We start from the raw sequence: 15,744 nt of genomic DNA, 5'->3' as shown, positions 1-15,744 counted from the left end.
AAAATTTAAATTAGGCTGAATTTTCATGATATTTTGACTTAGTATTTAAAAATGAATGCATTACATTTTCGTGGTTTTGCTTGTGTTTTGGTCTGTTTTAAAACTCAAATATGACAACACCAGTCCTATAATGACTACCGTACAAGCTAAGATCCAATTGAAATAAGAAATCTGAATAGAGATAATTTGTAAGGCTAAACCTGCTAGCCAAACTAAATGTCCAACCCGGGTTTTTTGCGGTCTCTTTTTCACATCATATCGGGTATTGCCCTCATCAATTATAGGGCGAAAAAAATCTTTGTATTGGACCAATAAAATTAAATCCATCAACAGTAAAAATGCTAAAACCAATGGAGTCCCTTTCCAATTCAATGAAATAGTAATCATCAATATGTTACCGATCATAGGAATCATCATGATGCTACCCAAAAGTTTATAGCGTGTGGTTACTAAAAGATACCCAATAATAATTTGGCAATAGGCAATAAAGACCCCATATAACCCCAGACCATATTTTGCTAATTCATCAATTAACCAAACTGGACCAATCCATCCAAAAAACTGGTGTTCATGATAAAGTTTTGCCATTCCGGCTCCCCAAAAAGTAAAGCCGAGAAAAATGGAAATTCCTTGAATGAGGTAGTAGGGTATTCTTTTCATGGAAGTCAATGTCATCCTTCTAATAAATATAGTGTTTGTTAGTGAGGAGTGCTTTAAAATGATAAAAGATTGATGGAGAGGAAGTTTGGTTTTTGATCCTGAAAATACCAATCAATATGAATTTGGATTCAAAACCAATTTACTGGAGGATAAATTGTAGCAACAGCAAGTTATTACAATCTCACATAAGTAAACGAGTCATGACTGATCAAACCAACGTAAACAATTCTGTTCAGGAGAAGTCTTGAGCATTGGAATCGAACTGAGTGTGATCATTGCTTCCTTGCCAGTGATAAGTTTTTGATTTGGTGGGGGAGGAAGAAAAAGGATAAAAGAGGACAAACGAAAGCAAGAAAGGAAGTGGGATTAACGAATGTTTAAATCGGTTTTGATCTACTTTTCCATAGACGAGCCTAAAATACGACGAAGGATTTTTTTCTTCGCCGTTTGTAATTTTTCCACCTGACTAATTCTTCTAAAATCATTATTTTGATTTCCTAAATCTTTTAAAATATGGCATTAGCAAGTGAACTAGCTCCAGGAAGTAAACTCAATCATCCTAAGTTTGGAACAGGAATGATTTTATCAGTGGATGAAACCTATTACAAAATCTATTTTTACAACACAGAAGAAGTTAAAACTTTGGCAAGGGAGTATGATGGGTTTACCGTAGAAGAAGCGAAAGTTCCTGATTTTCCAATGTTGACTATGAAGGATGTGGAAAAAGCCATTCGAGAGGCTTTGATTCAAACTTCGGAACGAGCTCCTATTGTCCCTCTAGGAGGAAAATGGATGGGTGGAAATGTGGTTTTTGAACCTAATGATAAAAACCTCCAGGCCAAAGAGATTCCAATGGCTACTTTCTTTCATAAAATTGTGATGGTCAGGGAGAAACTACGGGTATTAGAACAAAACATCAATAATCATCCTAAATTGGATGATGAAGACCGGGTACATTTACAGCAATACATCACTCGTTGCTATGGTTCTTTGACGACATTCAATGTGCTCTTTGCTTACAAAGAAGACCAATTTAAGGGTAGTGGATCTTAGGTGGTAGGATTTGTGAACCAAGATTTTAAAAAAACATTAAACCTATTAAACCATGATTAAAAATACCTTTGTTTTTTTAGCAATGGCTATGCTTTTGACATCTCAAAAGCCCAATGAGCAAGGTTTGAAAGATATTTTTAAAGATAGCTTTTATATAGGAGTAGCATTGAATTCTCGGCAGGTTGCTCCCGAGGCAACTCAAGAGTTTGGCTTGATTAGTTCCCATTTTAATAGCTTAAGTCCTGAAAATGGATTGAAATGGGCTTTGGTTCACCCCCAATCTGATACGTATAACTTCCAGTTTGGAGATGAATATGTGGCATTAGGAGAAAAACTTGGAGCTTTTACCATTGGGCATTGCTTGGTTTGGCATCAGCAGATTCCGGAGTGGGTTTTTGAAAGCGAGTCTGGGGTATCACTGGGCAAAGATGCTTTGATCAGCCGAATGGAATCGCATATCGAAATAGTAATGGGTCGATACAAGGGAAAGATAAAAGGGTGGGATGTGGTCAATGAGGCTTTTAATGAAGATGGCTCTTTCAGACAATCTAAATGGTATGAAATTGCCGGGAAGGATTTTATCAAAGCTGCATTTAGGAAGGCGCATGAAGTAGATCCGAAAGCCGAACTTTATTACAATGATTACAATGTTTGGAAAGCTTCCAAGCGAAAGGGAATTCTCGATTTTGCAAATGAAATGAAAGCGGAGGGAATTCAAATTGATGCCATTGGAATGCAAGGTCATTATACTGTAAATGGACCATCCATTGAAGAAATTGAAAAAGGAATTTTAGAGATTTCCGAGGCTGGTTTTCAAGTAGCAATTACCGAATTAGATGTGGATGTATTGCCTAGACCAAGAAATTCCGAAGGGGCAGATTTAACTATCAATTATGCTAATTCTCCTAAATTCAATCCCTACAAAGAAGGGATCACACCGGAAGGAAAGGCGCAACTTGCGAAACGATATGAGGAACTGTTCAAGTTATTTGAAAAGCACAAGGATAAAATCAGTCGGGTTACTTTTTGGGGATTGTATGATGGTAGATCCTGGTTGAATAATTTTCCGGTGCGTGGTAGAACCAATTATCCCTTACCATTTGATAGAGATATGAAATTGAAAGAGGATGTATACAATGGTATCAAAAAGGCTGTTGAACACTGATTTTGTTTACTATGCTTCCATATCTGCCCAAAATGTAATTACCTAAAGATTAGAAGAAAAATTGAGTCCTTTCATGTTTTTTATTTATCCGTAGTCGTGATTTTTTTCGAGAAAAGTTCAATGGTATAATCCAGCAATTCAACTCCTCCGATTTTGCCATGGCCTGGAATGACAATCTGAGTTTTCGGGAATGTGCTTTTAACTTTCTTTACTGTTTCAGGCCATGAAGGAACATTAGCATCTTCCAAATTTCCATTCCCTGCTCCAAGGGTTTTGATCATGCATCCTCCAAAGATGACTTGATCCGAAGGAACGTAGGCAACAAAGTTGTCCTTTGTATGACCTTCTCCAAGGTATTGATTGGTGACTTTCTGATTTCCAACCTGAAGTTTTAATTTATTCTTAAAGCCATTTTCTGGGATAGGATAAGCAGCTTTTTTTGCCAATTCGATGTTTTTTTCGGATGCATAAGAAGGAATTCCTTTGTTATGAAACTCATTAAGTCCTCCCAGACAATCCCAATGAAAATGAGTAGCAACTACCGCTTTTACTTTTACTTTTTGCTCATTTTCTAACCAGTTGATTAATTCATCGCTTGCTTCTCCATTAGCTGGCGTGTCGAATACTAAGGCTTCATTTTGGTTAATCACCATCATTCCATTACAGGACACCTTTCCAAAATCATCTGTGTTGAGGTAACTGGTATGGACGAAAGTATGGGGTGCGATCTGTTCGATCTGTAGCGTCTCGGATTCGTAAATAAAGTTTTTCTCTTGGCTTTGTCCGCTGCTTATTTCAAAGAGTGCGAAAAAGAAGAAGCTAAAAAGTAGCGTTTTCATAGTGGTGTAAGATTGACACGGATTTGAATTGAATCGATTATTCCAAAACAAAATCCCAGCCTATTTTTATAAACTGGGATTTGAAAACCGTTTTTTGGAAACTTATTTCCGCAATGTTTCCAGGTAACTAACCAAGTCTACTAATTCTGTTTCAGATAGTGGGAATTTTGGCATCAATGATTCATCCAATTGGGAGACACTTTCTACCTCAGCCAGCTTATAAATTTTTTGTTCATTGCTACCCACCAATTTTACAATCAGGTCATTTTCCGTCTTGGAATTGACGATGCAAGTGAATTCAGTTCCATCTTTCATTTTTACTAGTTGGGTTTCATAGCCAAAACCCATTCCTTCAGAAGGATTAATGATGGCATTGAAAAGTCCCTCTTTAGAAAGCTTATCTCCAATTTCGGATAAACCTGGGCCAAAATCAATTCCTTCGTTTCCTATTTTATGACAGGCCACACAATAATTGGAAGCTATTGTTTTTCCATTTTCAATTGATCCGTCTGAGGCAACTAATTTGGCCATATCATATTCCGATCCAGCAGCATTTCCAAACAATTCATTGGCCTCCGCCCGAAGATTTCCATTCCATGAGGAAAGCAGAATTTTCTGGGCAATCGGCAGAACATCCGAAGGTATTTTTCCCGCCTTAGCCAATTCCATCAAATAAGGTTCGGAATTGTATCCTTTTGCAGATTCCATTGCAGCCGTTCTAATTTCTATGGGCTTGGATTCATCGGTATAATATTGAGCTAATAGTTTGGCCATGTTTTCGTTGTCTATGGTTCCAAACTTCTCTATTGCGGAGCTGATTTTTACCTGATCTCCATTGTCAAACTCCTTTTTGATATCATCCAATCCATAAAGCGATGCATAAATATTTGCCGCCATTTGAGAATGTCGGTTGTTGTTGGATTGATAGACCAGGGATTTCAATCTCTCTTTTTGGTCTGTTATCCCATATTTGCTGAGGATATCCAGAAAGTCGCGATCATCAACGATGTCTCCTGAGGTTTTCTTTGCTAAAGCAAGAAGTTCTCGGTCAGGAGATTTAGGGTCAAAATTGATTTGTCTTAAGATAATTAGCTGGTCTTCTTCAGGTGCAGAGGCTAATAGAGATTTCAATACTCTGGTTTTACTAGTTGGATCTTGAAAGTCCAAGGCTCTATAGTAGCGCTGATTATTTCTCCCAGGTTGTGAGAGAATAATTTTTCCTAACAATTCAGGAGTTTGGCTACTTCTAGATCTCCATACTATATCTGTTGCCTCAGGGATTTTCATCCAAGAATCCTCTTTATTTTCTAAGTAAGCATTTAAATATTCGTCCCAGAATCCATCAGCGGCAATTCCCAATGCTTCCAAAAACCAGCGATCTCCAGACTGATATGAATTAGCAAGTTTAAGCCAAACATCCTCATTATTTTGATAGCGAATAGCCAAAGCCACCTCTCTTCTTACTTGAATATCATTATCTTCAGCCATTCCTACTAAGAAATCAGGATCGTTAAGCTGATTGATTCTTGAGGCCCTAACAGCTGCTACACGGATAGTTGGATCCGGATCTGTAGAAGCTAATTGAATGAAATTGTTTCCCCCTGGAAATTTAGTCAACACCCAGAATGCTCTTGCTCGCATTCTGGAATCCCCATTGGTATATAATTTTTCCAATGCTTCTTTCGCCTCTTCCCCTTTTTCTATCAAGGCCATAAATGCTTTGAAATGAGTAGCCCTATTTGGGTTTTGAAGAAGGAAAATTAAAGATTCGATGCTGTTATAATTATGTTTAGGCAGATTATAATCCACTCCATGTGGTGCCAGTCGATAAACTCTTCCTCTTTCCTGATCTCCCATGGCATGACCACCTACTCCTGGATCGTACCAATCTGATATAAATAGGGAACCATCAGGTGCTACGGTTACATCAGAAGGTCTAAACCAGTTGTCTCTTGAATTGCCATCCATTAAATTTTTGATTGTCGCTGAAAATCCAGCACCATCAGGGGAGGGGATATATGCTCTTACTATGTTTGGGCCGGCATCGGAGTGAATAAGTTGGTTTTGATATTCTTCTGGCAATAAATCACCTTCATATACGAGAATTCCTGTTGGAGAACCTGCGTAGGTTTGAAGCATATTGGGAACTACTCCAGGGTCATTTAAATGCCAATGTTGGAGAGGAATAGAGTCTTCCATGTTGATTCGACGGGTTCTCCAATCTGCACCAGTCATTTCATCTTTGAACCCATAATTCCCGTAATCCATCACGTAATTTATTCTAGTCCCTCTGTTTCCATCATCATCATTATCTGACTGCCACATTCTTCCATAACTATCCACTGCTACTTCGTAGTTATTTCGAAAGTTCCAGGCCAAAACTTCTACATCTGTACCGTCAGGATTCATTCTGAAAACCATTCCTTCACGGTAGGGGTGTGTTTTACTATTTACCGGTCTTCTAAGTGGGTCCAAAATCGGTGAGCCATCTGCATAATGAATACCTTTTCCTTCATTTCCATAGTTGAAATAGAGTTTGCCATCTGGCCCAAAGGTGAAAGCATGGATTCCATGATCATGTTGAACTCCACCTACTCCTTCAAATAGGATTTCTTTTTTCTCGGGCACATCATCTCCATTCGAATCAGTAAAAACATAAACATAAGGACTAACAGAAACGTAAACTTTCTCTCCCAATACAGCAATCCCTAATGCGGCATTGATGTCATTTCCTTGGTAAAACACTTTTGATTCGTCTGCCACACCATCTCCATTGGTGTCTGTCATGATTAAAATTCGGTCCCCTTCTTCTTTGGTCGGGTTTCTAGGGTTTAAGTGGGATCTATAATTATAGGCTTCCGTGATCCAAACTCTTCCACGATCATCTACATCCATATTGGTAGGGTTGATCATCATGGGTTCAGAAGCAAATAAAGTCAACCCGAGTCGCTCATCTTCTACCACAATGCCATCGAGGGCGTGTTCATAAGATCTTTTTTCTTCTTCCGTCAATTGAGCGTATTGGGCATCTGTAAGTTTGGAATTTTGTGTCTTTGAGCAAGAAAAAATAAGACTCCCTGCAAACAGGATGCAATAAATAGGTCTTTTCATTTTGAATAGGTATATGGGCATCTTTTTGGATTAAATCTAATCCAACTTCTAAAGTAGAATTTTTAGGTAGGTTAGCCAATCTACTTGCAGGTTTTTAGAAGGTTATGAAAAAAAATATAGTGAAAAAATATCCCTGTTTAAGGTAAACAGGGATATGATATTCAATTAGGCTACTGTGGGTTTTAATACACTGAGTTCCTGCTGAAGGTTTTTTAATTGAACTTTCATTTTTTCAAGCATTTCTTCTGAATCTAGCTGTACAGTTTGGATTAAGTGTTGGTAATACTCAATTCCTTGGTCTAGATTTTTTTGAAACTTATCTAGGTAATTTTCTTGCTTGCTGGAAGGACTAGCGATGAGATTTTGAAATTCCTTTTTCAAATGGCTGACATACAATTGGGCTTCTTTCACAAATACATGAGGTCTTTCTGAATCCAGATTAAGGCTTAATTTTCCGTAGATATGAGAGGCCATTTCTTTTAAGCTAAAGGTGCCTTTGAAGTATGCAAGGTTAGGGCCAGGACAAATAGTCACTGCATTTAGGTTTCTCCTTGGAGTGGACCCGTTTGATAAAATAGCAGGAGCACTTAAGCCTTCACACAAACAGTCTTTTTCAGCTACTTCATTCCATTCTTTTTCTGAAATTTCACCATTATGAAATTGCTTACTTTTCAGATTTTGGTATTGTCTGGAAGCAGTGCAAATAGGTTTCTCGGTAAACTCTGTACTAAAGGACAAGAACTTTTTATAACAAGGGCTTCCAGGTCTATTTCGCTCCAATCTTTCTTTGCGTTGGTCTTCTCCACTGCTGGTTTTTAGATTGTTGAAAGGAACTCCAAGTGGTGATGCATTGCTCAGGTAAAAGTCAGATTTTTTCGCTTTTAAGATTCTTTGAAGCGTGTCTTCATCGACTGAGGTTGCCTCAGGAACCAATAAAAATGGGCTTCCCCAACCTGTTCCATCTAATTGATAATAATTTCTCAAGAAACTATCCTCTTTGGATGTTCCAATTCCTCCTTGATAAGTGATTTTTATGCCAGGTGTTTGTTGTAAGCTTATTCCTTTTGCTTCCAGGGCTTTTTCGTAAACCTCCATCAATGAGGATTGCAGTTCTTTTTTGTTGGCTTTGAATTCTTCTAAAATAGGACCGACCAATAACCCGTCTGTGGCAAATGCATGACCTCCGCAATTTAATCCTGATTCAATCCTAAATTCAGAAACCCAAAGCCCTTTTTTAGCTAGAAATTTACCTTGTATCAAGGCCGATCTGTAATCAGAAACTTTTAGAATAATACTTTTTGAATTTGGTTGTTCAGGCGTAGGAAAAAAGCAATCAAATTGCTCTGCATAGCTATAGAGTGCTGGATTAAGTCCAGCAGAAAAAATCACGGAGCTAGATAATTTACTGTTAGCAAAACCTCTTAAAGCTGCCAAAGCATCTGAGAATTCCCTTGGAAGCAAATCACCGTTTTGGTCATAATTCATCTTGTCTACCTTGGTCATGATGTTAACATCAATTGCTCCTGGAAGAATCATAGATTGTATGGTTTCTACCTGTTGAGAGGTAAAGTCTTGATGCATTAATTCCTGAGCTAAGTACTTCAAAGGATGGGCTTCAGGAAGTAGATCGATGTAATTTTGGAATAATTGGCCTTTCTCGGGAATAGCATTTTTGATTTCCTGGATTTGTTTATCCACCAGCAATTGGGTCAGGTCTAAAAATGCGGTTGTTCTTTTGGCTTTGAAGTCATCTTCTTTTTCGGAAATAGGAGAATAGGGAAGATCGAATTTTTCAGAATAAATTCTTCTCATATCTTCCAAAAGATGGTCATCCATGATGGAAATGACACTGGAGATACCAAACTTGGCAACTTTGATCGGACTGTCCACAGTAAATCCTAATCCCATCACAGGAATATGAAAAGAATGAGGAGAGATAGCTTGATTCATATTATTTCCAATAAAATTTAGGTTCAAAAATACCAAGGAAATCTCCTGTAATGGTGTGATAAGGGGGTGCCATTAATCAGCGTCAGATGTGATTTAAATCATGTTTTTCAATAGTAGTATTGAAGAAATATCCTCAAGGAAATAAAAAAGGTCTCAATTAGCTCTTGCTATTGAGACCTTTAAAAGTGAAATAAACTTGAAGTTTATTTTTGCTGCTGAAGATAAGTTACCAAAGAAGCTAATTCCTCAAAAGAAAGTGAATTGGCCAGACCAGCTGGCATAATTGAATTTTCCATCTCTTTTCTACTTCTGATATTATTCTTTATGATGGTCGTTGCCTTTCCTGTAATATCTCTAAGAGTTAATTCATCTGCAGATTCAGCAGTGATAAAGCCCATATAAGTTTCCCCATCTTTGGTGTCAATCATAAAGGAAGCAAATCCTTGCGAAATTGATGCATTTGGTTTCATGATGGATTCAGTGATCTGATCACGATTCATGATCGAACCAATTTGTCCCATAAACGGACCTTTCATCACCTCACCTTTTTCGACGCTATGACATGCAATACAGCCTTGGCTAGTGAACAATGCTTTTCCTTTTACTGGATCACCTTTGACAGCCGCGACAGCTAAAATCACGTCTTCGATAGAAGATTCTCCTACCTGACCTTTTTTGTTTTTGATAGCTTCAAAGTCTACTTGTGCGTTTTCTTCGACAATTACTTCCTCCGACACTGTGCCTAGTTCAGAGATTTCCATTCTATTTCGATCATTTAATCCTGCAAAGAAATTCTTTTTGGAAGGGTTAGACTTTTCAAATTCCTGAATCAGGAAGGTTTTGATTTTATCAGAAGATTCCCAAGTAATTCCTTTATAATAAGGACCATGTGTGTCAGGTCTAGTACTCCACCACCAGCTGCCATCATAGGGAGCTTCTTCCATATAAAGTCTAGCTAAAGTGCTTAGGATTTCATCTTTTAATTCTTGGTCATTTGAACCTTCATAAGCATCCATCAAGCCTTCTATGGCCTTCGAATCATGCATGTATCTTAAGGCCCAAAGCGCCAATTTTGAGTTTGTTTTGATGGCATCTACCGTTTCGTCCACTGCGTCTAGTTCTACCAAAGACTTCACAGCCAAGTGTGACAAGATAATATCTGAATTTGGGGTAGCATGTGGACCTTCTATTCCTGGTTGAGGTATTTTGGCAGAAGCAGGAACAGCAATTTCGAGCAATGTTTTCGCTGCATCTTTCTTGCCTAATCTGCCTAAACCTACAATTGCTGCCACTTGTACTCTTGGGTTAGCATCATGCACCGCAGCGAGGAACGGTTCCTCTGGTACAGAGCTCAAACATGACTTTCTATCAGTCAGGGCTCTTAATGCGAATTCGCGGATTTTATCTTCTTCGCTAAGCTTCAATAATTCTTCTGCCCCGTTTACACATGCCGCCTGGGCATAAGTGAAAATACCAGCCACACGGTTTTGAAGCGGTAGGGATTTGTCTTGCGCGATTTTCAAAGCTTCCATGGCTGCTTCTTCCAAAGGTCTTTTTAAAAGCTCTTGCTGCGCATGGAAACGAGTTACAGAATTGCCTGCTTTCAACAATTCTCCAAGTTCAGCGACTGAGGCAGCTTTCAAATCAGGAAATGCTTCGTAGGTCCAATCTTTAGGAACTACTTTCACTACATATCCTTTTTCAGGGCTTCCTTTATAGCCAGCGCCATCCCATGCCGCCATGAACATTCTTCCCGAACCATCTACATCCACATCAGTGATCTGTGAAAGCTTGATAAATCGTTCATCTTGCTGGGTGAAACCTGGGCCATCCATGGTCACTCTGTGGATGAAAAGTTGGCTTCTACCCCAATCAGCCATCATCGGTACATGATTGAATTCCGCTGGCCAACGGTCATCATCCATGAAGTAGGAACCGGTTCCTGAACCACCTCCTAGATCAGCTAATGCAGGAATGATTTCGTCTGTAAAGTTTTTGAATAAGCTAGGATAGCCATACTCACCACTTTGCACATAATGGATAAAGCGAATGTTCCATCCACCACCATCATTTGTATTTCCTCTAGTATAAATATTCATAAATGGGTCAATGGCCACATCGTAAATATTTCTGGTACCGTGCGCATACACTTCCATCTCTGTTCCGTCAGGTCGTACTCTCACGATCCCGCCCCCAAGCATGGTCATCTTTTTACCGCTTCTATCTTCTGCTTCATGGAAACCAAAGTCGCCCACCGCAACATAGATCCATCCATCAATACCCATTCTGATACCATTGGTGGCGTGGTCCGTCCCTCTGCTTCTCAAGGATGCTGGGGAACAAATATTTTTGATTAAGGGATTAGCAGGTCCATCCGCAATTCCATCATGATCTTTATCTACAAATTCTACCAAATCCATTCGTTCGGCTTCACCGGTGGATTCGTTGAATACTGTATGCAAGACAAAAACCTGATCCCCAACAGGCATGATACCACGAGGATTGTCTGTTTTTGCGAACTCAGTCACGGTTTCATAAACACCATCATTATCTGAATCAACTAGCTTGACAATACTTCCTTTACCAGGTTCTTTTCCTAATGAACCCATCATATCCACACCCACGAAAACTTCTCCAGTTGGCAATACTGCCAAGCAAGCAGGACTTGGTACGATATCTGGCCCTGCAATATTGGACATGTCCAACACGGTGCTGTCAGCAGGGATATTGTTGGGGTCGAAATTGGTAGGGCTGAAATAGGCTTTCAGTTCCTCATTATCCACTGTGGTGGCAGGTTTGTATTTATTACAACTAAAAAGCAGCCCAAGAGCTAGGACGCTCAATAGGGGGGTCTTTATTTTAGACATGCTAAAATCTGGGTTAGGTTTAAATATTGAAATTAGGCTTCAAAAAGCAACTTCAAATATAGACTTTTCAAAACCTTTAAGACCTAAAATCCCGATTATCATAATAAAATCTGATCTGGCTTTTTGATGAATGGTGAAAGATTAGGAGGACTTTTCTTTTGAAAACAAACTAAAGTTTTATCACTCCACTTAATTTGGGGATTGAGGTGATTTAGACTTTTGAATTATTGATCTTTTGTGACTCGCTCATCGATCGCCTTAGCTCTTAACTCAATGAATTTATTTGGTCCGTCTTCGGTCTTGATCAATTCAAAAGAATCATACAATTCGCCTACTGCGGTATAGCTTTCAAAAAGAAGATGATCTCCCTCTATTGTGATGACCTGAAATAATTGGGTGTTTTCCCCACTTCGATCTTTGGTGGCTCCTAACTCGGTCCAGTCTCCTCCCACGTTATACATTTTTCCTCCACTGACGGAAACCACGTAAACAGTTCCTGTTTGATCTCTGAGATTTACCCCTTCTAACACATTTTCTCCAGGGGACACCCTTCCTCTAGCATAGCTATGGTCATGTCCTTGTAAGGCAAGGTCGACCTTGTATTTGTCAAAAATTGGTTTCCAGATTTCTCTCAAGGTGGGGTTGTCTCTTCCTGAAGAAGCTGAATACATGGGGTGATGGTAGGTGACAATGATCCACTTTTGAGTGGTTTTTTGAAGTAAATTTTCTAACCATTCTGCCTGGATCTCGAGTTCACGATTGCTGTTTAAAGAAATGATTCTTGCATCTTGGTAATCCATGTAATAGACTGTTTCTTCTAACCCTTCAGGACCGTTTTGAGGGAGAGTAAACTGTGGATTCCATTGAATGGATAAACTTCTTTCTTTTGCAGCATTTTCTAAGGAATCTTTGGCTCGATATTCATGATTTCCCGGTGTAGGGACTGCAGGAATCATACTATGGATGAAACCTCCTGCGGTAAACCATTCGTGCCAATCTTGCTCTTTATGAGCGGTATTAACTAAGTCTCCAGCATGTATAAAAAATTTGGCCTCAGGAGCAGTTTTAAATCCCTCTCGAATAAGCCTGGACCATAATTCCAAAATGTAATTTTGGGCATCGCCTACATATAAAAAGGAGAATTTATCATCCAATTGGTCGGAGGCAGTTTCAAACTGGAACCATTCACTCCATCGCTCTCCATCCCCAACTCGATATCCATAGATTGTTTTAGGTTCTAGGTCTTTTATTTCCAAGGAATGGTAATGGGCCAATACTTCTGCAGTTTCGATGGTGTCGGCATCTAGAACCTCCGTGTTGGCTAATAGAGTCTCTTTGTTTTCCCAAAATTTGGGATCACCTGTGGCTTTAGCAATTTCAACATAAGCAGTATCGATTTCTTCATTGGTTCTCCAAGTAACACTGATTTCGCTGGCTGGGTTAGCTCCGAAATTAATAATGATTCGATCAGGATACAGATTGGGTTTGCTCCAGTCTAAATCAAATATTGGGGCTGTGTATGGAATAGGCTCTTGAGAAAAGGATTCGAAAAATAAAAAAGAGAAAAGAAGTGAAAAGAATAATGGTTTTAATTGGGAATGGTTCATACAGTAAAGCTTTTAAATAATTGTTTCCCAAGATAAAAGTTTCTTTTAGTGAAAGAGACTTTCTCAAAAAGAAATAGCAATCTCCTAACCATGGGTTAATATGAATTAAGGGATGGATCGTTTGTTAAAAAAAGCCTGACACTTTTCAGTATTAGACTTGGTGTAGAGGAGTAGAGGAAAAAGCGTTAATTGACAGTCCAGTGGACTGTTTCAGCCAAGGGCCAGATAGCGGTTAGCCCCGACGACTTAAAACAAAAAAGCCTGACACTTTTCAGTATCAGGCTTAGTGCAGAGGAGGAGGGATTCGAACCCCCGGTACCTCGCGGTACAACGGTTTTCAAGACCGCCGCATTCGACCACTCTGCCACTCCTCTATGTGGACTTAAATTGACTTTGAAGTTTTCAGAACGCCGCTCCACGATAGCTATCGGGACGTACACTCTGCCACTCCTCTAGGTCGGTATCAGGTTTTATTCCCTGATTAGGATTGCAAAAGTAGGGGAATTCATGTGTTTTGCAAAACAGATTCTTTCTTTTTGTTCTAAGATGCTGATTATTTGAGAGAAAAATTTTCTTAACATCAAAAGTTATTTGCCTGACTGTGTTTCGGTAATCCAAAGATTGATTTCTTCTTCTAGCAAATTCAGAGGAAGGGCTCCTTGTTCCAAAATCTTATCATGGAATTTTTTGATGTCAAATTGATTTCCTAACTGACTTTCTGCCTTTGCTCTGAGTTCCTGAATTTTTAGCATTCCGATTTTATAACCGGTAGCTTGACCTGGAATTACCATATATCGACGTACCTCTGCTTGGATAGCTCCTGGGGCAATAGAAGAGTTTTCTGCAAAATAGTTGATGGCATCTTCTTCTGTCCAACCTTTGGCATGTAGCCCCGTGTCTGTAACCAATCGAATTGCTCTCCAAATCTCATTGACTAAGCGACCAAAATCGTAGTATGGATTTTTATATTGCCCCATTTCCTTCGCTAAAGCTTCTGAATATAAGGCCCAACCCTCCACGTATGCATTGAAAAAGAACTGTGTTCGGAATTTTGGAATACTTTCCAATTCTTGCTGAATCGAAATCTGCATATGATGCCCTGGATTTCCTTCATGATAGGCGACACCTTCCATAGTGGATTTAGGCATAGATTTCATATCGGAAAGGTGAACATAATAGGTTCCTGGTCTACTTCCGTCTGGAGTTCCTTGAGAGTAATGTTGTGGAGCCCCATCTTGCTCCCGAAATGCTTCTACTCTTTTTACTTCCAATTGAGCTTTAGGAAGGATTCCAAAGTAGTCAGGTAGTTTTTGAGTAATGGTGTCCAAAAATGCTTTTGAATCATTAAGATACCCCATTCTGCCCTCATCTGTATTAGGATAAAAAAACTGTGGGTCGGTATTAATAAATTCAAAAAACTCTCTCAAATCTCCTTCGAAGCCAACTTGGTCTTTGATGGCAAGCATCTCCTTTTGAATTCTAGCCACTTCTTGTAATCCGATCTCATGGATTTCTTCCGCAGTAAGATCAGTGGTGGTGGAGGTTTTCAAACGGAAAGCATAATATTCCTTCCCGTTATCATGCCGGCTAAGACCAGTAGGCTTATCTTCAAGGTATTCCAGCTCTGATTTTAACCAGGAAATCAATTCTTCGTAGGCAGGTTTGAAGCCATTTATTAGAGATTCTTTTGCCTCACCCAAAAGTTTTTCTTCCTGTTCTTCATTAATTTTTCCCTCTTCCTTTAATTTTGAAATTTTTGAAATGGCGTCATTCCATAAGGCAGAGTTTTTATCACCTTCCATGAAAGGTTGTCCCTGAATTAGGGATTCAGATTGTTGAATTACATATTCATAAGCGAATTTGGGAGGCCTGTATCCTGATTCTGCTTGAAGCTTGGCTCTTTGTATCAGTTGTTTGATTGCTCGGCCTACTTCCGTGTACCTAGTAAACAAGGCTTCCGCATCTGCAATGGAATCTACCTTGTGAAAATTGATGAGCATCTGAGGCAGCGTAGAATGCATGCTATTCATTTGATTGAAAATGTAGCCCGATCTTCTAAACTCCCAACTCAACACAGCCTGTTCATATTGGTATTCCCATAGTTTCCAAGAAAGTTGAGCCTCTTTGTTTAGCTGATCGAAAGAAAATTGCTCATGCATTTCTTCCACACTATTCTTCAACCATTCCAATGTTTTGTTTTCTGCCTCTTCGCTCATATCATCGATTTCAGAATAATGATCTTTTCTTCCTTGAGCAGTCAGTTGGAGAGGGCTCATTTGTAGAAGTTCCTCATATTCCTCGTCAAACCAAGCATTGATTTGGTTAGATTGATCTAAGGGTACATTGTTTGTTTCGCAGCCTGCTAGCAGTAGGCAGGTGATAATTGGAATAAAGAAGTGGGGTTTCATTGGAATTTGATTGGTGATGGGCCTTAAAACATGATTAACTATCTAAATATAGTCAATCAAAATAAAAGGAAACTTTTACTCATA

General features: G+C 39.1%; 9 protein-coding genes and 1 tRNA gene. 2 read left to right on the top strand and 8 right to left on the bottom strand.

Annotated elements, in window-relative coordinates; all coding sequences use genetic code 11:
* Positions 1–60 precede the first annotated feature (60 nt).
* Positions 61–660, bottom strand: a complete 600-nt coding sequence (locus tag JYB62_RS18170) for a hypothetical protein (RefSeq protein ID WP_205646822.1) — start codon at positions 658–660, stop codon at positions 61–63.
* 513 nt (positions 661–1,173) lie between these two features.
* Here JYB62_RS18170 and JYB62_RS18165 point away from each other — a divergent pair.
* Both JYB62_RS18165 and JYB62_RS18160 read left to right on the top strand, forming a co-directional pair.
* Positions 1,174–1,713 carry a hypothetical protein gene (locus JYB62_RS18165; protein ID WP_205646821.1) on the top strand — a complete coding sequence of 180 codons (540 nt, stop codon included), beginning with the start codon at positions 1,174–1,176 and terminating at the stop codon, positions 1,711–1,713.
* 52 nt (positions 1,714–1,765) lie between these two features.
* Positions 1,766–2,878, top strand: a complete 1,113-nt coding sequence (locus JYB62_RS18160; protein ID WP_205646820.1) for an endo-1,4-beta-xylanase — start codon at positions 1,766–1,768, stop codon at positions 2,876–2,878.
* 80 nt (positions 2,879–2,958) lie between these two features.
* On the opposite strand, the gene bla is transcribed toward JYB62_RS18160, so the two are convergent.
* The 7 genes from bla to JYB62_RS18125 all read right to left on the bottom strand — a co-directional run bounded on the left by bla (position 2,959) and on the right by JYB62_RS18125 (position 15,660).
* Positions 2,959–3,717 carry a subclass B1 metallo-beta-lactamase gene (bla, locus tag JYB62_RS18155; protein ID WP_205646819.1) on the bottom strand — a complete coding sequence of 253 codons (759 nt, stop codon included), beginning with the start codon at positions 3,715–3,717 and terminating at the stop codon, positions 2,959–2,961.
* A gap of 102 nt (positions 3,718–3,819) precedes the next feature.
* Positions 3,820–6,828, bottom strand: coding sequence for a PVC-type heme-binding CxxCH protein (locus tag JYB62_RS18150; protein WP_205646818.1), 3,009 nt, complete (start codon positions 6,826–6,828; stop codon positions 3,820–3,822).
* Positions 6,829–6,993: 165 nt separating this feature from the next.
* Positions 6,994–8,778: a hypothetical protein gene (locus tag JYB62_RS18145; RefSeq protein WP_205646817.1), complete on the bottom strand. Its 1,785-nt coding sequence runs from the start codon at positions 8,776–8,778 to the stop codon at positions 6,994–6,996.
* 203 nt (positions 8,779–8,981) lie between these two features.
* Positions 8,982–11,645: a DUF7133 domain-containing protein gene (locus JYB62_RS18140; RefSeq protein WP_205646816.1), complete on the bottom strand. Its 2,664-nt coding sequence runs from the start codon at positions 11,643–11,645 to the stop codon at positions 8,982–8,984.
* Between the two features lie 224 nt (positions 11,646–11,869).
* A complete protein-coding gene (locus tag JYB62_RS18135) occupies positions 11,870–13,252 on the bottom strand; it encodes a purple acid phosphatase family protein (protein ID WP_205646815.1) in 1,383 nt (460 codons plus the stop codon).
* Between the two features lie 289 nt (positions 13,253–13,541).
* Positions 13,542–13,626: transfer RNA gene (locus JYB62_RS18130), tRNA-Ser, on the bottom strand.
* Positions 13,627–13,839: 213 nt separating this feature from the next.
* Positions 13,840–15,660 carry a DUF885 domain-containing protein gene (locus tag JYB62_RS18125; RefSeq protein ID WP_205646814.1) on the bottom strand — a complete coding sequence of 607 codons (1,821 nt, stop codon included), beginning with the start codon at positions 15,658–15,660 and terminating at the stop codon, positions 13,840–13,842.
* Between the last annotated feature and the right edge of the window lie 84 nt (positions 15,661–15,744).

The organism is Algoriphagus lutimaris, assembly GCF_017051705.1.
GTDB lineage: Bacteria > Bacteroidota > Bacteroidia > Cytophagales > Cyclobacteriaceae > Algoriphagus > Algoriphagus lutimaris.
Note: the sequence above shows the minus strand (reverse complement) of the source record. Positions and strands in the feature narration are given on the sequence as shown.